This window comes from Klebsiella sp. WP4-W18-ESBL-05 (assembly GCF_014169075.1).
GTDB classification, from domain to species: Bacteria; Pseudomonadota; Gammaproteobacteria; order Enterobacterales; family Enterobacteriaceae; genus Kluyvera; species Kluyvera ascorbata_B.
In genome coordinates, this window is sequence record NZ_AP022057.1 from 3,619,032 (window position 1) to 3,641,090 (window position 22,059).

The 22,059-nt window shown below is 56.6% G+C and carries 13 protein-coding genes and 2 pseudogenes; 10 read left to right on the forward strand and 5 right to left on the reverse strand.

What is annotated here, in order from left to right:
* Positions 1-6: 6 nt before the first annotated feature.
* Both rpsP and ffh read right to left on the reverse strand, forming a co-directional pair.
* Positions 7-255 (reverse strand): 30S ribosomal protein S16, encoded by a 249-nt coding sequence (gene rpsP / locus H7R58_RS17260; protein WP_181358019.1) that lies wholly within the window; start codon positions 253-255, stop codon positions 7-9.
* 109 nt (positions 256-364) lie between these two features.
* On the reverse strand, positions 365-1,729 hold the full coding sequence (gene ffh, locus H7R58_RS17265; RefSeq protein WP_064543362.1) for a signal recognition particle protein: 1,365 nt from the start codon (positions 1,727-1,729) through the stop codon (positions 365-367).
* 224 nt (positions 1,730-1,953) lie between these two features.
* On the opposite strand from ffh, the gene H7R58_RS17270 reads away from it, so the two are divergent.
* Both H7R58_RS17270 and H7R58_RS17275 read left to right on the forward strand, forming a co-directional pair.
* Positions 1,954-2,745: a cytochrome C assembly family protein gene (locus tag H7R58_RS17270; RefSeq protein WP_106928444.1), complete on the forward strand. Its 792-nt coding sequence runs from the start codon at positions 1,954-1,956 to the stop codon at positions 2,743-2,745.
* A 16-nt stretch (positions 2,746-2,761) separates the two neighbouring features.
* Positions 2,762-4,048: an HlyC/CorC family transporter gene (locus tag H7R58_RS17275; RefSeq protein ID WP_182934438.1), complete on the forward strand. Its 1,287-nt coding sequence runs from the start codon at positions 2,762-2,764 to the stop codon at positions 4,046-4,048.
* 41 nt (positions 4,049-4,089) lie between these two features.
* Here H7R58_RS17275 and grpE read toward each other — a convergent pair whose 3' ends face one another.
* Positions 4,090-4,683, reverse strand: a complete 594-nt coding sequence (gene grpE, locus H7R58_RS17280) for a nucleotide exchange factor GrpE (protein WP_106928402.1) — start codon at positions 4,681-4,683, stop codon at positions 4,090-4,092.
* A gap of 121 nt (positions 4,684-4,804) precedes the next feature.
* On the opposite strand from grpE, the gene nadK reads away from it, so the two are divergent.
* The 3 genes from nadK to bamE all read left to right on the forward strand — a co-directional run bounded on the left by nadK (position 4,805) and on the right by bamE (position 7,917).
* Positions 4,805-5,683, forward strand: a complete 879-nt coding sequence (gene nadK, locus H7R58_RS17285; protein WP_106928400.1) for an NAD(+) kinase — start codon at positions 4,805-4,807, stop codon at positions 5,681-5,683.
* A gap of 85 nt (positions 5,684-5,768) precedes the next feature.
* On the forward strand, positions 5,769-7,430 hold the full coding sequence (recN, locus tag H7R58_RS17290) for a DNA repair protein RecN (protein ID WP_106928398.1): 1,662 nt from the start codon (positions 5,769-5,771) through the stop codon (positions 7,428-7,430).
* A 148-nt stretch (positions 7,431-7,578) separates the two neighbouring features.
* Positions 7,579-7,917, forward strand: a complete 339-nt coding sequence (gene bamE, locus H7R58_RS17295; protein ID WP_106928396.1) for an outer membrane protein assembly factor BamE — start codon at positions 7,579-7,581, stop codon at positions 7,915-7,917.
* Positions 7,918-7,982: 65 nt separating this feature from the next.
* Here bamE and H7R58_RS17300 read toward each other — a convergent pair whose 3' ends face one another.
* Together H7R58_RS17300 and H7R58_RS17305 are read right to left on the reverse strand one after the other, a co-directional pair.
* Positions 7,983-8,279: an RnfH family protein gene (locus H7R58_RS17300; protein WP_106928394.1), complete on the reverse strand. Its 297-nt coding sequence runs from the start codon at positions 8,277-8,279 to the stop codon at positions 7,983-7,985.
* Positions 8,269-8,706 carry a type II toxin-antitoxin system RatA family toxin gene (locus H7R58_RS17305; protein WP_197974850.1) on the reverse strand — a complete coding sequence of 146 codons (438 nt, stop codon included), beginning with the start codon at positions 8,704-8,706 and terminating at the stop codon, positions 8,269-8,271. The genes H7R58_RS17300 and H7R58_RS17305 overlap by 11 nt, the downstream gene beginning before the upstream one ends.
* Before the next feature lie 151 nt (positions 8,707-8,857).
* Here H7R58_RS17305 and smpB point away from each other — a divergent pair, with 151 nt between their 5' ends.
* From smpB to H7R58_RS17325, 5 genes and pseudogenes are all read left to right on the forward strand, one after another.
* A complete protein-coding gene (gene smpB / locus H7R58_RS17310; protein ID WP_106928390.1) occupies positions 8,858-9,340 on the forward strand; it encodes an SsrA-binding protein SmpB in 483 nt (160 codons plus the stop codon).
* Positions 9,341-10,106: 766 nt separating this feature from the next.
* A pseudogene (locus H7R58_RS17315) lies at positions 10,107-16,382 on the forward strand (Ig-like domain-containing protein); the annotation flags it as partial.
* A gap of 255 nt (positions 16,383-16,637) precedes the next feature.
* Positions 16,638-18,386 (forward strand): annotated as a pseudogene (locus H7R58_RS25630) (BapA/Bap/LapF family large adhesin); the annotation flags it as partial.
* 77 nt (positions 18,387-18,463) lie between these two features.
* Positions 18,464-19,870, forward strand: a complete 1,407-nt coding sequence (locus H7R58_RS17320; protein WP_106928386.1) for a TolC family outer membrane protein — start codon at positions 18,464-18,466, stop codon at positions 19,868-19,870.
* Positions 19,867-22,053: a type I secretion system permease/ATPase gene (locus H7R58_RS17325; protein WP_106928384.1), complete on the forward strand. Its 2,187-nt coding sequence runs from the start codon at positions 19,867-19,869 to the stop codon at positions 22,051-22,053. Before H7R58_RS17320 ends, H7R58_RS17325 begins: the two co-directional genes overlap by 4 nt.
* Positions 22,054-22,059 lie beyond the last annotated feature (6 nt).

Here is a 22,059-nt window from a genome sequence, read left to right on the forward strand (position 1 = left end):
GACAGATTAAGCTGCTTTTTTAGCTTCTTTGATCAGCGCAGATACGCGATCAGAGATAGTTGCGCCCTGGCCAACCCAGTGTGCGATACGATCCAGATCCAGGCGGGTGCCTTCTTCCGAACCAGAAGCGATCGGGTTGAAGAAACCAACGCGCTCAATGAAGCGACCGTTACGTGCGTTACGGCTGTCAGTAACAACAACCTGGTAGAACGGACGCTTTTTAGCGCCGTGACGAGCTAAACGAATAGTTACCATAACATCCTCTTGTGTGAATAGAACAACCGGGCCCCATCGAGGGAAGGGGCCCGGTGTCATATTAAAAGCCCGAAAATTTTACTCATTTTTGGGCAAAATGCAATCCGTATTATCTGCCAGGGAATCCCGGGGGCATCATACCCTTCATTCCGCGCATCATTTTCATCATGCCGCCTTTCGACTTCATCTTCTTCATCATGCGCTGCATGTCATCGAACTGCTTCAGTAGACGGTTCACGTCCTGCACCTGCAGGCCACAGCCCTGAGCGATACGACGCTTGCGGGAACCCTTGATGATTTCCGGCTTCGCGCGCTCTTTCAGCGTCATCGAGTTGATGATCGCTTCCATACGCACCAGCACTTTGTCATCCATCTGCGATTTGACGTTGTCAGGAATCTGACCCATGCCCGGCAACTTGCCCATCAGGCTCGCCATGCCGCCCATGTTTTTCATCTGCTTGAGCTGTTCCAGGAAGTCATTCAGGTCGAAACCGTCGCCTTTCTTCAGCTTGGTCGCCAGCTTCTCAGCCTGCGCGCGGTCAACCTTGCTCTCGATATCTTCAATCAGCGACAGTACGTCGCCCATGCCGAGAATACGGGACGCGATACGATCCGGGTGGAACGGCTCCAGCGCTTCGGTTTTTTCACCTACGCCGAGGAACTTGATTGGCTTACCGGTAATGTGGCGAATAGACAACGCCGCCCCGCCGCGTGCATCACCGTCGACCTTGGTCAGCACCACGCCGGTCAGCGGCAGCGCTTCGTTAAAGGCTTTAGCGGTATTCGCCGCATCCTGGCCGGTCATGGCGTCAACGACAAACAGGGTTTCTACTGGCTTAATGGCCGCGTGAACCTGTTTGATTTCGTCCATCATCGCTTCATCAACGTGCAGACGACCGGCGGTATCCACCAGCAGCACGTCGTAGAATTTCAGCTTCGCTTCTTTCAGCGCCGCGTTAACGATGTCGATAGGCTTCTGGCCAACGTCGGACGGGAAGAAGTCCACGCCCACCTGCTCGGCCAGGGTTTCCAGCTGTTTAATCGCCGCCGGGCGATAGACGTCGGCAGAGACCACCAGCACTTTCTTCTTGTGCTTTTCACGCAGGAATTTACCCAGCTTACCGACGCTGGTGGTTTTACCCGCACCCTGCAGGCCCGCCATCAGCACCACGGCCGGCGGCTGCGCGGCCAGGTTGAGCGTCTGGTTCTCTTCGCCCATCGCCGAAACCAGTTCGCTACGGACGATTTTGACGAACTCCTGACCCGGGGTCAGGCTTTTGTTAACTTCATGACCAACCGCTTTCTCTTTTACGCGATTGATAAAATCACGCACTACCGGCAGCGCAACGTCAGCCTCCAGCAGCGCCATGCGCACTTCGCGCAGCGTCTCTTTTACGTTGTCTTCAGTAAGGCGTCCACGGCCACTGATATTGCGCAGCGTGCGCGACAAACGATCGGTTAAATTATCAAACATTGTCTCTCGCCTGGGGTGGAAACGGTGAGTCGCTTGCGCGACCAAAAAACGGAAATTTGCGGGAGTATAACACGACACCGAGCGAGTTGTGAGGCCACGGTTGGCGCTGATATCGCGTAACGTGACATCGCCGCCTTCACATAGCCTGTGCGCCTTGATACAACTCGATGGATTTTGCGTATATACTGCTTCTCTTTCTTCTTTTTGACGACTGCCGACTCTTTATGCCTGTTTTTGCCCTGCTCGCGCTTGTTGCCTACTCCGTCAGCCTGGCGCTGATTATTCCCGGTCTGCTGCAAAAAAACAGCGGCTGGCGGCGTATGGCGATTCTCTCCGCCACCGTCGCGCTGGTATGCCACGCCTTCGCGCTGGAAGCCCGCATTCTGCCGGGCGGTGAAAGCGGGCAAAACCTCAGCCTGTTAAACGTCGGCTCGTTGGTGAGCCTGATGATCTGCACGGTGATGACGATCGTCGCCTCGCGTAACCGCGGCTGGCTGCTGTTGCCTATTGTCTACGCGTTTGCGCTCATCAACCTCGCCTTCGCGACCTTTATGCCCAACGAGTTTATTACCCACCTGGAAGCCACGCCGGGCATGATGGTGCATATTGGGCTCTCGCTGTTCTCCTATGCCACGCTGATCATCGCCGCCCTGTACGCGCTACAGCTGGCGTGGATTGACTACCAGCTCAAAAACAAAAAGCTGGCATTCAGTCATGAAATGCCGCCGTTGATGGTCATTGAACGCAAAATGTTTCACATCACTCAGGTGGGCGTCGTCCTGCTCACCCTGACGCTTTGTACCGGTCTGTTTTACATGCATAACCTGTTCAGCATGGAAAATATCGACAAGGCCGTCCTTTCCATCATCGCCTGGTTCGTCTATATCGTGTTGTTATGGGGCCACTATCATGAAGGGTGGCGAGGCCGCCGGGTAGTCTGGTTTAACGTCGCGGGCGCAGGCATTCTGACGCTCGCCTACTTTGGTAGCCGCGTCATTCAACAATTCGTGAGCTAAGGACTAAGGAATTCTCTTGGAACATATTTCTACCACCACGCTGATCGTGACGCTGATCATCATGGTGGTCATCTCCGCCTATTTCTCCGGCTCTGAAACCGGCATGATGACGCTAAACCGCTATCGGCTGCGCCACCTTGCCAAACAGGGAAACAAACCCGCAAAGCGCGTTGAGAAGCTGCTGCAAAAGCCCGATCGTTTAATCAGCCTCGTGCTGATTGGCAACAACCTCGTCAATATCCTGGCCTCTGCGCTCGGCACCATCGTCGGGATGCGCCTGTACGGCGACCTGGGCGTCGCTATCGCCACCGGGGTGCTGACCTTTGTGGTGCTGGTGTTTGCCGAAGTGCTGCCGAAAACTATTGCCGCACTCTACCCTGAGAAAGTCGCCTACCCCAGCAGCTTCCTGCTGGCACCGCTTCAGATACTGATGATGCCGCTGGTGTGGTTCCTGAACCTGATTACCCGCATTCTGATGCGCATGATGGGCATCAAAACCGATATCACCATCAGCAGTTCGCTCAGCAAAGACGAGCTGCGCACCATCGTGTACGAGTCGCGCTCGCAGATCTCCCGCCGCAATCAGGACATGCTGCTGTCGGTGCTGGACCTGGAAAAAGTCAGCGTTGACGACATCATGGTGCCGCGCAATGAGATCGTCGGCATCAACATCAACGACGACTGGAAATCCATTGTGCGCCAGCTGACGCACTCGCCGCACGGCCGCATCGTGTTGTATCGCGACTCGCTGGATGATGCCATCAGCATGCTGCGCGTGCGCGAAGCCTACCGGCTGATGACCGAGAAAAAAGAGTTCACCAAAGAGGTGATGCTGCGCGCCGCCGATGAGATTTACTTCGTCCCGGAGGGTACCCCGCTGAGTACTCAGTTGGTTAAATTCCAACGTAATAAAAAGAAAGTGGGCCTGGTGGTCGACGAATATGGCGATATTCAGGGGCTGGTGACGGTTGAGGATATTCTGGAGGAGATCGTTGGCGACTTTACCACCTCGATGTCTCCTTCGCTCGCCGAAGAGGTTAACCCGCAAAACGACGGCTCGGTGATTATCGATGGCGGCGCCAACGTACGCGAACTCAATAAAGCCTTCAACTGGCATCTGCCGGAAGACGAAGCGCGTACGATGAACGGAATGATTGTCGAAGCGCTGGAAGAGATCCCTGCGGCAGGCACGCGGGTGCGTATCGCCCACTATGATATTGATATTCTCGACGTGCAGGATAACGTGATTAAGCAGGTTCAGGTGAACCCGATAAGACCGCTGCGCGACAGCGTCGCGGAATAAGACGCACCCTCTCCCCTGGCGGGGAGAGGGTTAAAACAACGTCAGGCCTTCGCCTTCGCGACGGACACCATCGCCGCACGAATGGTTCGGCCGTTCAGGGTATACCCCTTCTGCATCACCATCAGCACGTTGCCAGCGGCAACGTCATCGGACTCAACCATCGCAATGGCCTGGTGTACGTTCGGGTCCATCGGCACATCGATATCCGCAACCACCTGCACGCCAAACTTCGCCACCACATCCAGCATCGACTTACGGGTCAGTTCGATCCCTTCGACCATTGCCGCCATGGTTTCGTTGTCTTTGTTCGCCACTTCCAGCGCGCGGTCCAGGCTATCCAGCACCGGCAACAGTTCGTTGACGAATTTTTCCAGCGCAAACTTATGCGCCTTCTCAACGTCAATCTCAGTACGACGACGCAGGTTTTCCATCTCAGCCTTCACGCGCAGCACGCTTTCACGCTCGCGGGTTTCAGCTTCCGCTAACTGCGATTCAAGGTTCGCAATTTTTTCATCGCGCGGATCCACCTGTTCAGCAGAAGCGTTTGGTTCAACCGCCTCAACTTCTTCGTGCTGTTCCATGATAATTTCTTCCGGGGATTGCCCCTCAGGCGTTTTCTGTTCTTTACTACTCATGAATTTCTCCGCGTTTTTTCGCAATCATCTCGCTAACCTGGATTATTATGGGGATCTGATTCCGGGTTTCAAGGGAAGCTCTCACATTGTCACCAATCTTCGGCACAAGGACATTCAGAAAATGAACAATCATTTCAAGTGTATCGGTATTGTAGGACACCCCCGTCACCCGACGGCCCTGACGACACATGAAATGCTCTATCGCTGGCTGAGTACCAAAGGCCTCGATGTGATTGTCGAACGCCAGATTGCCCAGGAGCTCAAGCTGGACAATGTGAAAACCGGCACGCTGGCAGAAATTGGTCAGAAAGCGGACCTGGCGGTGGTGGTGGGCGGCGACGGCAACATGCTCGGCGCAGCGCGTACGCTGGCCCGCTACGACATCAGCGTCATCGGCATTAACCGTGGCAACCTTGGTTTTCTTACCGACCTCGATCCGGACAATGCCCATCAGCAGCTTGCCGACGTGCTGGACGGCAACTACATCGCCGAAAAACGCTTTCTGCTGGAGGCGCAGGTCTGCCAGCAAAATTGCCAGAAACGCATCAGTACCGCCATCAATGAAGTGGTGCTGCACCCGGGCAAAGTGGCGCACATGATTGAATTTGAAGTCTACATTGATGAGACTTTCGCTTTCTCACAGCGCTCCGATGGCCTGATAATCTCCACGCCGACCGGTTCTACCGCTTATTCGCTCTCTGCCGGAGGCCCGATTCTCACGCCGTCGCTGGACGCCATCACGCTGGTCCCCATGTTCCCACACACGCTCTCGGCGCGCCCGCTGGTGATCAACGGCGACAGTACCATTCGCCTGCGCTTCTCGCACCGCCGTAGCGATCTGGAGATCAGCTGTGACAGCCAGATAGCCCTGCCTATCCAGGAAGGTGAAGATGTGCTGATTCGCCGCTGCGATTATCACCTGAATCTGATTCACCCCAAAGACTATAGCTATTTCAACACATTAAGCACCAAGCTCGGCTGGTCAAAAAAATTGTTCTAATTTTACCGCCACCTCTTTACTGGATAAAAAACCAGTCTATACTGTATGAAAACACAGTTATGGGTTTTCATACAGGAAAGCGGCTATGTTGGCACAACTGACCATCAGCAATTTTGCAATCGTTCGTGAACTTGAAATCGACTTCAACAGCGGCATGACGGCCATCACCGGGGAAACCGGTGCCGGTAAATCTATTGCAATTGATGCCCTCGGCCTGTGCCTGGGCGGCCGCGCAGAGGCCGATATGGTACGCGCCGGTGCCAGCCGTGCCGACCTATGCGCACGCTTCGCCCTAAAAGATACGCCTGCCGCCCTGCGCTGGTTAGAAGAAAACCAGCTGGAAGACGGCCGCGAGTGCCTGCTCCGCCGCGTCATCAGCAGCGACGGTCGCTCGCGCGGCTTTATTAACGGTACCGCGGTGCCGCTCTCGCAGCTACGGGAGCTGGGCCAGCTGTTGATTCAAATCCACGGTCAGCATGCGCACCAGCAGTTGGTCAAACCCGAACATCAAAAGCATCTGCTCGACGCCTACGCCGGCGAGTCCGAACTGGCTCGCCAAATGGCGGAGCACTACCGTCAGTGGAACCAAAGCTGCCGTGACCTTGCCACCCATCAGCAGCAAAGTCAGGAACGAACCGCCCGCGCAGAGCTGCTGCAGTACCAGTTGAAAGAGCTTATCGAGTTCAATCCGCAGCCGGGTGAATACGAACAGATCGATGAAGAATACAAACGCCTTGCCAACAGCGGGCAACTTATCGCAACCAGCCAGCACGCGTTGGCTATTCTGGCCGACGGCGAAGAGGTCAATCTGCAAAGCCAGCTTTATACCGCGCGTCAGTTAGCCGGAGAGCTCGCCAGCATGGACGGTAAACTGTCCGGCGTACTGTCCATGCTGGAAGAAGCCGCAATTCAGCTGAGCGAGGCCAGCGATGAACTGCGTCATTACTGCGACCGTCTGGATCTCGACCCTAATCGCCTGTTTGAGCTTGAGCAGCGGCTGTCTAAGCAGATTTCGCTTGCGCGGAAACATCAAATCGCGCCGGAAGCCTTGCCGGAATACTACCAGTCATTACTTGATGAGCAGCAACAGCTGGACGATCAAAGCGACTCGCTGGAGACGCTGAAACTCGCGGTCTCGCGCTATCACGATCTGGCGCTGGAAACCGCACGTCAGCTGCACGATCAGCGACAGGCAAGCGCTCAGGAGCTGGCACAGCTGATTACCGACAGCATGCACATGCTCTCCATGCCGCACGGCGTCTTTGATATCGACGTTAGCTTTGAAGAACAGCACCTGACGGCTGAAGGCGCTGACCGTATTGAGTTTCGCGTCACGACCAACCCGGGCCAGCCGCTGCAGGCCATTGCGAAAGTGGCGTCCGGCGGTGAACTGTCACGCATTGCGCTGGCCATTCAGGTCATCACGGCGCGTAAAATGGAAACCCCGGCGCTGATTTTTGATGAAGTGGACGTCGGCATCAGCGGCCCGACGGCGGCAGTTGTGGGCAAACTGCTGCGCCAGTTGGGTGAATCAACGCAGGTGATGTGCGTTACCCACCTGCCGCAGGTGGCTGGCTGCGGTCATCACCACTTCTACGTCAGCAAAGAAACCGACGGCGCCATGACTGAAACGCACATGCAGCCGCTGGACAAACGCGCGCGCCTGCAAGAGCTGGCACGCCTGTTAGGCGGCAGTGAAGTCACGCGGAATACGCTGGCGAATGCGAAAGAGTTGCTGGCCGCATAAACTTTTTGGATTTCTTACAGTCTGAGTTCACAATAAAAACGCCGTCAGACCTGATATCAAAGGTTTCCAACTTACCTCAGGTCTATTATCATCGGCACATGACATATGAGCCGCGTACTGCTCGGGCCCGAAAAGGAATCAAATCACTATGCGCTGTAAAACGCTGACTGCTGCCGCAGCGGTTCTTCTGATGATGACTGCAGGCTGTTCCACTCTGGAGCGAGTGGTTTACCGTCCTGATATTAGTCAGGGGAACTACCTGGCACCTAACGATGTAGCCAAAATCCATACGGGTATGACCCAGCAACAGGTAGCCTACACCTTAGGTACCCCGATGATGACCGACCCGTTCGGCACCAACACCTGGTTCTACGTGTTCCGCCAGCAGCCAGGCCATGAAGCCGCGACCCAGCAAACGCTGACGCTGACCTTCAACAGCAGCGGCGTGTTGACCAATATCGACAACAAGCCAGCGCTGACCAAATAAGCTAGCCTGTAATGACAAAAAAGCGCTCACTGAGCGCTTTTTTATTGTCCATTCGTTAGCGGCGGCTATCCCTTTTTCTGTGCTGATTTCTCGGCACGCTGGCGACGCAGCTCTTTCGGGTCGGCAATCAGCGGGCGATAAATCTCAACCCGGTCGCCGTCATGAACTTCGTCCTGCAGCTTCACCGGGCGACTATAAATACCCACCTTATTTTTGCTCAGGTCGATATCATCACGCAGCGCCAGCAGCCCGCTGGCTTGAATAGCGTGTTCTACCGTCGCCCCTTCATCGAGCATCACGCGCTGCAGATACTGCTTTTGCGGCAGCGCATAGGCCACTTCAACGGCTATTTTACCCGACACGGTAAACCTCTCTCGCGCGCATCGTAAACGCTTGCACCATGTTCAGCGCCAGCTCTTTAAAGATGCGACCAAACGCCAGCTCTATCAGTTTGTTGGTGAACTCAAAATCGAGCTGAAACTCAATCTTGCAGGCGTCAGCACTTAACGGCGTAAACTTCCAGCCGCCGATCAACGTCTTAAACGGCCCATCGACCAGATGCATCAGGATGCTTTGGTTATCGGTTAACGTATTGCGCGTGGTAAAGGTCTTACTGATGCCAGCCTTTGAGACATCGACCGCCGCCGTCATCTGCGTAGGACCAGACTCCAGAACGCGGCTGCCGGTACAACCAGGCAGGAAATCCGGGTAGGCATTCACATCATTCACCAGTTGATACATTTGCTCTGCGCTGTAGGGCACCAGCGCAGTACGGCTAATCTGAGGCATAGCAATTTCCATGATCAAACACGGCGTAAATAGTATCATTTATCTCCGGTTAAAAAAAACGGACGCGGGCTATATCGTGCTAAGATAGCGTATTGCGCCTCGCGGGAGCTTGAGGCTATGTTTATCAGATTAGCGATAACTTCAGGATATTATGACAAAGAAAAAAGCACACAAACCTGGATCGGCCACCATTGCGCTGAATAAACGCGCCCGCCACGAATACTTTATCGAAGAAGAAATTGAGGCGGGTCTCGCCCTCCAGGGTTGGGAAGTTAAATCTCTGCGCGCAGGTAAAGCCAACATCGGCGACAGCTACGTCATTCTGAAAGATGGCGAAGCTTTCCTGTTCGGTGCCAACTTCACGCCGATGGCCGTGGCCTCCACCCACTACGTCTGCGATCCCACGCGTACCCGTAAACTGCTGCTTAACCAACGTGAGCTGGATAACCTGTACGGCCGCATCAACCGTGAAGGCTATACCGTCGTCGCCCTCTCCCTGTACTGGAAGAACGCCTGGTGTAAAGTCAAAATCGGCGTGGCGAAAGGGAAGAAACAGCACGACAAGCGTTCCGATCTGAAGGATCGTGAATGGCAGCTGGATAAAGCTCGCATTATGAAACATGCCGGGCGCTAGGCCATAGGCCATTTCTATAACCCCGATATTCTCCAGCAGCAGCAGAGAGTATCGGGTTATCGGTTCTTGCCGTGGGGGGAAACCGTCAGTTATTTTCTCACTGACCGATGTTTATCCTTATTTGAAAAATAAAAATAACCTCTGTTTATTATTCATATCATCAATAATGAATAATATCTTTAACCCGTAGTTTGCTGAATATTTAAATAATCATGATATAGCATATATCATATTTCAAATGGCTTATATAAACATTACCCAATCAGGCCATTTCTTCATTAAAAAGCAATTCAGACATTTCCTAAGACAGCAATTAAAACATAAATACCCACAATGATTCAGCAAGTACTGTCGCATGCCATTAGCGCATGATTTAATATAAAAGCAGCGTGAATCAAGAGATTGATTACCTTCAACGCTTTCGCAAGCATCGTTTAACCTTGCTGTATTCAATGAAAAAAAAGCGCAATTCATCATCTATTAACCATAGTTAAGTAATGCTTAATTTGTGATATGCGTTATTTTTAAGCTATACCGTAATCAACGGATAATTTAAAAACCATGGATGAACGCACAGCAATCGTCGTTATAAAAACAACGGCAACCTAAATCAAATTTCAATTTGAGAATTATCTTAAAAACCCGTTCTGCAAGCGGGGCGGGATATTTTTGTCTGAAAGCCAGAAAACATTTATGCATTAACCAAAAAGTGATTTTAAAAACGACAGGCACTATCAGTTGATACCTCACTGAATGGAGTGAACCTATGGGCACCGTATCCGTCATTTCAAAATTGACCGCTGTCGCCAGCAACGTTGATGGCAACGTTATCACCCTCACTTCACCTTCCATCGTGAAGCTACATCTGGATAGGTCCGATATCGCCTCCATGAAGCAGGTAAACCACGATCTGGTGATTACCCGACACTCTGGCGAAACGATCACCATTAAAAATTTCTACGCGGCCACTGGCGCCGATGCAAACCAACTGGTGCTTGAGGATGGCCAGGGGGCGCTATGGTGGGTTCAGGATACGAATGGAGCCGTTCATTTCGAGCACCTTGATAACATTGATGCACTGTTAGCCCTTTCAGGAACTCAACATGAAGGGGCCGCCGTTTGGCCGTGGGTGCTGGGCGGTCTGGGTGCAGCAGCCGGTATCGGGCTGGCTGCCGGTGGCGGTGGCGGCGGTGGCGGTAACTCAAGCGGTGCAAGTACCGGCTCGTCGACCAATAGCAACGGCAACAACGGCGGTACCAGTAACAATAATAGTGGCGCTGGCGATAATGGCGGCACCAGTAATAATAGTGGTGGTAATGATAATAGCCTGAATAACACCGGCACCCCGCCAGCGGCTCCGGCTATTGTCAGCGTAACCGAGAGCGATAAGCCAACAACGCCGATGGTCACCAGCGGTGTCGCAACTAACGATAGCCACCTGCAAATTAACGGTACCTCCGTTGCAAATGCCAAAATCATTATTTACAGCAACGGTACGGCTATCGGCAGCACTACCGCCGACGCCAACGGTAACTGGTCCTATCGTCCGGCAGACGGAACCTTTAAAGACGGGCAATACCAAATCACCGCCACCGCATCGGTGCTCGGCCAGGAAAGTAAAGAATCCGGCACCTTTGTACTGGTGCTGGATATGAGCGCGCCGGACGCCCCGCACAACCTGCAAATCTCTGCCGACGGCCTGCATCTCAGCGGCATTGGCGAAGTGGGCAGCACCATTACCATCACATCAGACTCCGGCAAAGTGCTCGGTACCGTCGTCGTTACCGACAGCAGCGGGGCGTTTACCGTCGATCTGAGCAGCAAACAGCTGAACGGCGAAACGCTGGACGCTTACGCGACCGATAAAGCAGGCAACACCAGCCTTCCCGGGATTATCGTGGCTCCGGACACCACGCCGCCGGACGCGCCTGTTCTGTACAGCCTCTCCGTTGACGGAACGCACCTTTATGGCCAGGCCGAAATCGGCAGCACGGTTACCGTCACCGACGGTCACGGCACGCCCATTGGTTCTGTGAAGGTCACGTCTAACGACGGCAGCTTTACGATCGATCTGAATCCGGCACAGCTCGCTGGTGATTTATTGACCGCGGTTGCCAAAGACGCGGCCAATAATATCAGCCTGCCGTCAACGATCCTGTCCACCGACTTAACCCCGCCGACCGCACCGGACCAACTCCAGATTGCCGACAACGGCGCCACGCTCAGCGGCCATGCGGAGGCCGGTAGCCTGGTGATTATCACCGGGCCAGATACCCACGAAATCGGCCGCGGCTACGCGGATGAATCAGGTCATTTCAGCATCGCACTGCAGCCGCAGCAAATTAACGGCGAGCTGCTGAGCGTCACCGCCACCGACGCCTCGCACAACCAGAGCCTGCCGGCAACGATCGCCGCGCCGGACATCACTCCGCCAGCTCAACCCGTCATTACCGCGCTGGTTAACGATGCCGAGGCGCTGATTGATAAATTAACCAATGACGCCACGCCAAAACTGACCGGTACCGCCGAAGCCCATGCGACGGTCAAAATCTACGATAATACCAACACCTACCTCGGCTATACCCAAGCAGATGGTCAGGGCCACTGGAGCTTCACGGCGAACGGCAATCTGCCCAATGGCGGCCATGTATTCACCGCCGTCGCCGTCGATGGCGCGGGCAATCTCAGTATACCTTCGGCCCCGGTGAGCGTCGTTATCGACACGATCCCGCCGACAACGCCAGCGATCATTCAGCTCAACGACGCGGTTTCCCCGGCCGTTGGTGCCGTACTCAATAACGGAGCAACCAACGATCCGGCCGCGAAGCTCACCGGCAGCGGCGAAAGCGGCTCCACCGTACATATCTCGCTGAATGGAACCGAGGTGGGTACCGCACTGGTCGATCAAAACGGCGTCTGGTCATATACCCTCAGCGCCATGCAAAGCGATAAAACTTACGTTGTAACGGCGACGGCAACCGATGCGGCTGGCAACACCAGCGGTATCTCCAACAGTTTTACCTTTACCTTCGATAACACGCCGCCAGCAGCGCCGGTCATCACCAGCGTCACCGACGATGTCGGGCTGTATCAGGGAACGATTAATCCGCTGAAGCCCATCACCGATGATACCAAACCCACGCTGAACGGCACCGCCGAAAAAGGTGCCGTCAGCGTCAGTATCTATGAGGGTTCCCGCTATCTCGGCAGCGCAACGGTTGATAGCACAACCCACACCTGGAGTTTTACCTTAGACGTACCGCTCACTAACGGTGACCATACCCTCAGCGTCTTCGCCGTCGATGCGGCCGGTAATGTCAGCACCACCTCCGCAGACTTTACGCTGAACGTCGATACGATTGCGCCAACCGCGCCTTTGTTCACGGTGACGGATGATTCAAGTGGTATTGGCCTGCCGCTGATTACGGGCCAGGTGACCAAAGATACGACCCCGACGCTCAACGGTATCGCGGAGGCGGGTTCGACGGTCGATATCTATGACAACGGTAACAAAATTGGCACGATTAACGTGGATAGCAGTCTCATATGGTCATTTAGCCCGACGCTGAGCGCGGGTTCCCATACGCTGACCGCTACCGCTACCGATGCTGCGGGCAACATCAGCAACGCCGCCGGGCCGTTTAACCTGTATGTCCAGAGCCCGACCGCCACCGGGCCGGTCATCGTGGCAATTATCGACGATACGCCCCTCAATATCGGCAGCCTGGGTGATAATCAGGTGACGAACGACACGACCCCGCTCCTGACCGGCCTCGGCACTGCGGGGCAGTACGTCACCATCTACGTCGACGGCAAGGTAGTTGGCTCGGTGTTAGTCGGTCTCGACGGCCAGTGGAGCTACGAGCTCTCGCTGAGCGAAGGTGCACACACCTTTTACGTCACTGAGCCGGACTTTGTCGACCCAAGTCCTCTCTTCCATACCACCATCGATATCACGCCGCCGGCGGTTTCAACGTTAGTGATCACCGACAACACCGGTGTCCTGAAAGGGCCGATTCTTAACGGTACCGTCACCGATGAAACACACCCCACCATCAGCGGTAAGACGGAGGCCGGTGCGCAGGTTATCATCTATGACAACCTCCTCGAACTGGGCCGCGTTACCGCCGACAGCAACGGAAACTGGTCATTTACGCCGGATAGCACCTACGCCGCCGGGTTGTTCCACAGCGTGTACGTCACCGCCACGGATGCCGCAGGCAATACCAGTACATCGCTACCGATCGCCTATACAGTCCTCACGGTTCAGCCGCTGGCGCCGACAATTTTGACCGCAGATGACGACGTCGGAACCCTCCAGAATGTGCTCTATAACGGCAGCGCTACCGACGATAGTCGCCCTCTGCTGCACGGCACAAGCTTCGAAAGCAATGCCACGATCGCCATTTACGATAACGGTATCTTTGTTACGAATGTAATGACCACGATATTCGGTACCTGGAGCTGGCAGCCGTCCACCCCGCTGAAAGATGGCCCACACAGCTTCACTGCCACGGTCACCAACGACATTGGGGTAACCAGCGTAGCGTCCGGCTCATTCACCCTAACCATCGATACCGTTGCGCCGTCCGCACCGATTATTCTGCAGGCCAGCGACGGCAGCACGCCTATCGTCGGCATCCCAACCAATAAACCCAATCTGACGCTCAGCGGTACCGGGGAGGCTGGCGCCAAAATTATCATCTACGACAACGTGACCCACTCCGCCATAGGGACAACCACAGTCAACGCCGACAACAGCTGGAGCGTCTCCTTGACGGGGCTGTCCGACAACACCCATACGCTGACGGCAACGGCGACTGACGCGGCAGGCAATACCAGTGCGATATCATCGCCGTTCACCGTCGTCGTCGATACCGTACCGCCGCTGTCGCCGCTTATTCTCACGGTGCACGACGATGTTGGCCCGCTGCAAAGCGACCTGGCGCAAAATCAGATCACCGACGATAACCGCCCTACGCTTACCGGTACGGCAGAGCCGGGGGCAACCGTCACCATTTATGACGGCAACAAATCGATTGGCCAGGTGAAAGCGGACGCCTTAACCGGCGTGTGGTCCTTTACCCCAACCACCGCGCTGGCAGATGGCTCCCACACCTTAACCGCGAAAGCGACCGATGCCGCAGGCAACACGGGATTAGCCTCTAACTCGTTCACCGTCGTGGTCGATACCGCGGCCCCCAACGCGCCGGTCATCACGACCATTCTGGACGATACGTTGCCGCAGGTCGGTAACGTAGCGGATCAGGGGGCCACCAACGACGTCATTCCGGTGCTCTCCGGTACAGCGGAAAAAAATACGCTCGTTGAGATTTTCGACAACGGCAAAAGTATTGGCACAACCACCGCCGACGGCTCCGGTAACTGGACATTTACGCCGCTCGTGCCGCTGCTCACCGGTACTCACGTGTTAACGGCGAAAGCCACCGATGCGGCTGGCAACGTGAGCGGCAGCTCTTCCAGCCGTACGCTAACCGTCGATTTGATCGCGCCGGATGCGCCAAAAGATCTCAGCGTCAACCTGGCAGGCAACATCCTTTCAGGAAGCGCCGAAGCTGGCAGTAAAGTCACCGTGGTGAGCGCCACCGGCGTCGTATTAGGCACCGGCACCGCCGACGCCACGGGCAAATTCAACATCACGCTCTCTCCGACGCAATCTAACGGAGAAAAACTGAGCGCCTACGCGACCGATGCGGCGGGTAACCAAGGGTTGCCGACCGACGTTTATGCACAGTTCAGCACCCTACCGGGCGCGCCGGTGATTAGCACCATCATCGATGATTTTGGCAGCATTCAGGGCAGTATCGGCAACGGTAAAACAACCGACGATACCCTACCGACCCTCAACGGCACCGCCCAGGCGCGCGCCAGCGTCAACATCTATGACAACGGGAAACTGCTCGCCACCGTTACCGCAGACAACAACGGCGTCTGGCAGTATCAGACCACCACCGCGCTGGTAGAAGGCCCCCATATCTTTACCGCCACGGCGACCAACAGCACCGGCACCGGTCTGGCATCTGCAGCAATAACCATCATCGTCGATACCACCGCCCCCGCAGCACCGGATGCGCAGGTCAGCGCCGACGGCTATAGCATCAGTAACCCAACGGGCACCCATACGGAAGCCAATGCGACCATCACCATCACGCTGCCTAACGGGAGCAAACTGACGGTGACGGCCGATGCCAGCGGCAACTGGTCCACCCTGCTGCCTTCACGGCTGGTGAGCGGCGAAACCCTTATCGTCAGCGCCACCGACGCGGCGGGGAATAAATCAGCGAATACCACGATCCACGCCCCCACGCTGCCGATCGCCGCTAACGATGACATCATCAACCTGACCGACATTACCACCAATGCCGTGGTCACCGTCAAACAGGCCAGCGGCTACGGCGCGCAGCTGATTAACGCGCTCGGCAACACCATTACCGTGCTGGCGGATAAAGTGGCGAAGGCAGAATTCACCGTCGACGCCAATAACACCGGCAGCGCCACCATCAATGCTATTGCGACCGGCACCGTCCTTTCACTGCTCAGCTCGCAGCTGATTGTGGTGCAGGTGTTTGATACCAATCTTCAGGCGTGGACAACCATTGTCGACTCCTCCCAGGCACAGTTCGCCAATCTGCTGACCCTCGGCGCCAGCGGTATATCTCTGCAAATGGACGGGCTAGCGGCGGGTAACTACCGGGTACTGAGCTACAACACCAGCATTCTGGCCGTTGGCGCCTATACCGGCATTAACGTCACGCTGACCGAAACCACCCCGGGAGTACTGACGGAAACGACGCCGCATCAGGGCAATCTGCTTACCGAAGGCAACGACGTCGCGCCAATTGGTACCGTCGTCTCGGCGATTACCCTCAACGGCGTATCCACCCCTGTCACCGCCGACCCGGCCGGAACGACCATTAACGGGAAGTACGGTAAGCTGGTGATTAACGCCAGCGGCGACTACACCTATACCCTTTATCCCACCACCACGGCGACGGCCCTCGGGCATTCCGACAGCTTTACCTACACCATCGTGCAGGGGGGCGTCAGCAGCTCCGCCAACCTGGTGATTACCCTGGGTGCTGGCAGTACCAGCGCGCTCACCGCGGTGGATGACAGCGTCAGCATGATTTACAACACCCAGGTCAACGCGGCAACGGCGGCTACGCTGCCTGCCAGCCAGACGAGCTATACGATCGTCAGCCTGGGTCTGGGAGACGTCATCTCCGTCGGCCTGCTGAAAGATATGCGTAACCCCACGCTGCTGAGCGTGGCCGAAGGTACCGACCGCGTCATCACTCTGCAAAGCTCTGCGGGCGGCGTGATGATCGGCGCGACCTTTGACCTCTATGTTTACCGCCTGAACGTGGTCACGCAGCAGTACGAGCTGTTCCAGTCAAAAACCAACTGGCTCATCGTGCCGCTGCTGGGGGGAAAATCGGACGCCACCACCCTGACGCTGCCGGGAGGCGAGTACCTGATTGTGATGAACTCCGCGCAGGGGCTGAACCTGCTGGGCGGCTACACCATCACTTACCTGGCGGACTACACCTATCGCGTCGATAGCCTTAGCGCGGCCGCCAGCGGCAACGTTCTGAGCAACGATGCCGGCATCGCCGCCACCGGCGCCCACGTCACCCAGGTCAACGGCGTCACCGTTGCCGGCAGCGGGACGACATCGATCGTCGGCAAATTCGGTACGCTGGTGATTGATGCCAACGGTAACTATACCTACACGCTGAAAAGCGGGGTCAGCGCAGGCAGCATTACCTCGCCGGACAGCTTTATCTACACCATCACCGCGCAAAACGGGACACAGGCCTCCGCGACGCTGAATATTCAACCTAGCGCACACGCGCTTGATGCGGTAGATGACGTCAGCAGCGCCATGTCGCTCAGCACCACGCAGGTCACGACCGCCGGGGCCAGCCTCATCGGCGCGGCCACCACGCTGGCAAAATCGACGTCGCACCTGGAAACCGATACCACCTTTACGGTGGCCGCCGGAACGGCGCTGAAGGCGGTGTCTATCAGCTTCAGCGTTGCCTCAAGCGTCGCCATCAGCAGCCTGGCGCTGAAATGGGTGCTGTATGAAGATGGCGTCCAGGTCGCCACTAACAGCGTCGCGAAAGGGGCGTTAACGCTGTTCAATAATGTGAATACGCTGAGCCTAAGCGGGTTGGAACTGAGCGCTGGCCATACCTATACCCTGCACCTGATTGCCGATATGGGCATTCCACAACTGGGCGCCATTACCATCACGCCGTCGTTCGTCGGCACCTCGTACGATCTGGACAACTTCCTGATCACCGGCAGCCACAACGTGACGGGGAATATTTACGACGGCAGCGACGCCGCTGGGGCGATGGACCAGCTCTCCGGCTCGCACACCACATTAACCATTAGCGGCTTCAACGGTAGCGTCGCCACCCTGACGCCGCTGCTCAACGCCACCACCACTAACCCGCTCAGCAGCCTGACCAGCGCGACCATTACCGGGCATTACGGTACGCTGACCGTCAATATTGACGGGTCGTACTCCTATACCCTGAACAGTAACGTGCACCCGTCCGACATCGTCAATAAAGAGGTGTTCACCTATACGCTGAACGATCAAAACGGCCACACCGATACCGCCACCTTAACCATTAACATGAATCCGCTGTTCACCAGCACTAACCAGTCGGACGTGATTATCGGCTCTGCTTACGGCGATACGCTGATTTATAACCTGCTGAACAGCACCGATGCTATCGGTGGTAACGGCGTGGATCACTGGAGCAACTTCTCGCTCGCTCAGGGGGACAAAATTGACATTCACAGCCTGCTGGTTGGCTGGGACGGCCAGTCGTCATCATTAGGCAATTTCCTGACGGTAACCGACACAGGAAAAGGGACGGTGATCTCAATTGACAGAGATGGCGCCAGCGGAACGAAATATTCTTCTACAGATTTGCTGGTTCTTGACGATGTACACAATATCAAGCTTAGCGATCTCGTCGAACAGAACCATATTGTTGTCGGATAAGTCATCGGCAAACGCCGGGCGCGGCCACGCCCGGCGTTAAACAATAGGGAACTGTGCCGTTTTTATAAGGATCCATAATGAGCATTAAAATACCCGTCAGTTGGGGTCTACTCTGTGCCTTATATTCCGCTCCGCTTCTGGCGCAAAACGCCGCATTGCCGATTTCCCCGCAAGGACTGCAAGACCAGCAGGAACTCCCCGCGCTCGACGGCGCACGCGCGCTGCCGCTAAACGATGCCATTCCCGGCGTCCTCACGCTGAACGACGCGGTAAGCCGAGCCGTCAGCTGGCACCCTTCCATCAGCGAAGCCATCGGTAAGCTAGCCAGCCAGAACGCGCAGGTCGATGTCGCCAAATCGAAATACTATCCGCAGGTCAGCGCGGGGATGAACAACGGCTACACCAACACCTATCTTGATCACGGCTTCAGCCCTTCGCTGGTACTGTCGCTTTCCCAGATGCTCTACGACTTCGGCAAGGTGGCAAGCCAGGTCCGCGCCGAAAGCGCAGGCGTCGCGCAGCAGCAGGCTAACGTCCTGCTGGCGATTGACACCGCCGGGCACAGCACCGCCAGCGCAATGGTGCAGGTGCAAACCTGGCAACAGATGGTCGACGTCGCCAAAGAGCAGCTCGACGCGCTCATGGCGATAGGAAAACTCACCCAACAGCGCAGCGACGAAGGCGCGACGTCGCAGTCCGACGTCGTACAAACCAACGCACGCATCGAAGCCGCGCGCGCCCAGCTCTTACAATACCAGGCGACGCTCGACAGCGCGCAGGCCACGCTGATGAGCTGGCTGGGATGGCAGAACCTGAATGGGATCAGCAATGACTTCCCCGCCAAACTGGGCAACAGCTGTGAAGTGGCCCGGACGGATGACCGGCTGGTGCCCGCGGTGCTGGCGGCCTGGGCGCAGGCCACCGCTGCACAGGCTAACGTCGACTACGCTAACGCGCAGATGACGCCCACGATCTCGCTTGAACCGCAGGTGCAGCACTACCTGAACGACAAATACCCCAGCCACGAGGTGCTTGACCGCACGCAGTACTCCACCTGGGTGAAAGTCGAAATGCCTATCTATCAGGGCGGCGGGCTGACGGCGCGGCGCGACGCCGCCAACTATGCGCTACAGTCGGCGCAGGCGACCGTCCAGCGCGTTCGGCTGGAGGTCCGGCAAAAGCTGCTCGAATCGCGCAGCCAGTCGATGAGCCTGATGAGTTCACTGCAGGTGCAGTACCGCCAGCAGGCCCTGAGCACCCGCACCCGCGAGCTGTACCAGCAGCAGTATCTTGACCTCGGCTCCCGCCCGCTGCTCGACGTACTTAACGCCGAGCAGGAGGTGTTTCAGTCGCGCTTTGCCGAACTGCAAACCGAAAACCAGCTGCACCAGCTGCAGCTTAACTGCCTGTATAACACGGGACGGTTTCGCCAGGCGTTCGGGTTAGAACATCACAGCATCCAGTCCGTGGAGATCCAGCCATGAATCGCGCCGACATCAGCGAAAGCTATCTTAACGAGAAAACGTTAAGCCACTGGGCGCGGGCGATGAGCTATGTCGCCGCGCACTATCGCATCGCCTGCTCGCCTGGCATGCTTCAGGCCAACGCCCCGTGGTTTAAGGACAAAAGCCTGCTGCCCGCCCTCACCCAGCTCGCCCGCCAGGCCGGGCTTTCGGTACAGCTGCTGGAGGCCAATTCCACCACCCTCGGCAGCTGGCGCCTGCCGGTTGTGGCAACGCTCGACGATGGGCAGTTGGCCATCGTCGAGCGCTTTGACGGCGAAAGCACCGTTGACGTCTGTTTTATTGATGATGAGCACCAGCGTAACCGGCTGCCTCTCGCCGACCTGATGCCGCGTATTGAATACGTTGTGGCGCTGCGCCCGCTTTCCGCCCTGCGCGACAGCCGGGTGGACAACTACGTATCCCGCTTCAGCCCCGACTGGCTTAAGGTACTGGTCCTGAAGGATCTGCGCCCCTACGGCCCGGTCATGCTGGCCGCCTTTCTCGTCAATGTGCTGTCGCTCGGCGGGATCATCTTTTCAATGCAGGTGTATGACCGGGTGATCCCCGCGCAGTCCTACCCGACGCTCTACGTGCTGGCTTTTGGGGTGCTGCTGTCGGTGATCTTCGGCTTTATCCTGCGCGTCGCCCGTAGCCACATCATGGATGTGCTCGGCAAGCGGGCGGACCTGCGCATTTCCGACCGCATCTTCAGCCACGCATTACGCCTGCGTAACAGCGCTATCCCGCGTTCTACCGGCAGCTTTATCTCTCAGCTGCGCGAGCTTGAGCAGATCCGTGAAACCATCACTTCATCGACGCTGTCGACGATCGTCGATCTGCCCTTCTTCTTCCTCTTCGTGGTGGTCCTCGGCATTATCTCGCCGCCGCTGGCGTGGATTGCCCCGGTCGCCGCCATCGTCATGGTGCTGCCCGGTATCCTGATGCAAAAACGGCTGGCGAAGCTGGCCAACCAGAGCGCCCATGAATCAACCCTGCGCAACGCGGTGCTGGTTGAGAGCGTGCAGGGACTTGAAGACATCAAGCTGATGCAGGCGGAAAACCGCTTTTTACAGCAGTGGAACAGCTACATTCGCATTACCTCGGAATCGGCGCTGCGTACCCGCGAGCTGAGCCAGGGACTGATTAGCTGGGGCATCACCGTACAAAGTCTGGTCTATAGCGCCGTCATTCTGTTCGGCGCGCCGATGGTGATTGAAGGCGAGCTGACGACCGGCTCGGTGGTCGCCGCCTCAATGCTGGCGTCAAGAATGATTGCGCCAATGGCCAACCTGTGCGGCGTGCTGACCCGCTGGCAGCAGGTAAAAATCGCCAAAGCGGGGCTGGACAGCATTATGCAGCTACCGACGGAGACCCAGCGCAGCGGCAGTGTCGTGCACCGGGAGATTTTCCACGGTCATTATCTGCTGGAAGAGGCCCAGTTCCGCTACCACAGTGAAGATCAGCGCATCCCGCTGAAAATTGCGCGTCTGGAAATCCGTCAGGGCGAGCGAGTGGCGCTGCTTGGCCGCAACGGCGCGGGAAAATCGACCCTGCTGCACGCGCTGGCGGGCGGTATTGATTTAGTCAGCGGCGAGGCGCGGCTCGACGATCTCAGCCTCGCGCAGATCGACGTCGCCGACCTACGACGCAACATTGGCCTCCTGAGCCAGAATGCGCGGCTGTTCTACGGCACCCTGCGCGAAAACCTGACGATGGGCGCGCCGCACGCCAGCGACCAGGACATTTTTGATGCGCTGGACATCGCCGGTACCAGCCAGTTCGTCCAACGGCTGCCTAAGGGTCTGGATCACCTGATTATGGAGGGCGGCAACGGTCTTTCCGGCGGCCAGCGCCAGTCAATTCTGCTGGCGCGCATGCTGCTGCGATCCCCGAATATCGTGCTGCTCGACGAACCAACCGCCTCGCTTGACGATCATACCGAGCGCGAATTTATCCAGCGGCTGAATCAATGGCTGGGCAATCGTACGCTGATCGTCGCCACCCACCGCGTGCCGGTGCTGGATCTGGTCGATCGGGTCGTGGTGCTTAATGACGGATATATCGCCATGGATGCGCCAAAATCACAGGTGTTAAACCAGGGTCGCGCCAGCGCGCAGGCTGTAAGCGGGAAGGAGTGGAAACATGAAAACCAGCCAACATGATAGCGC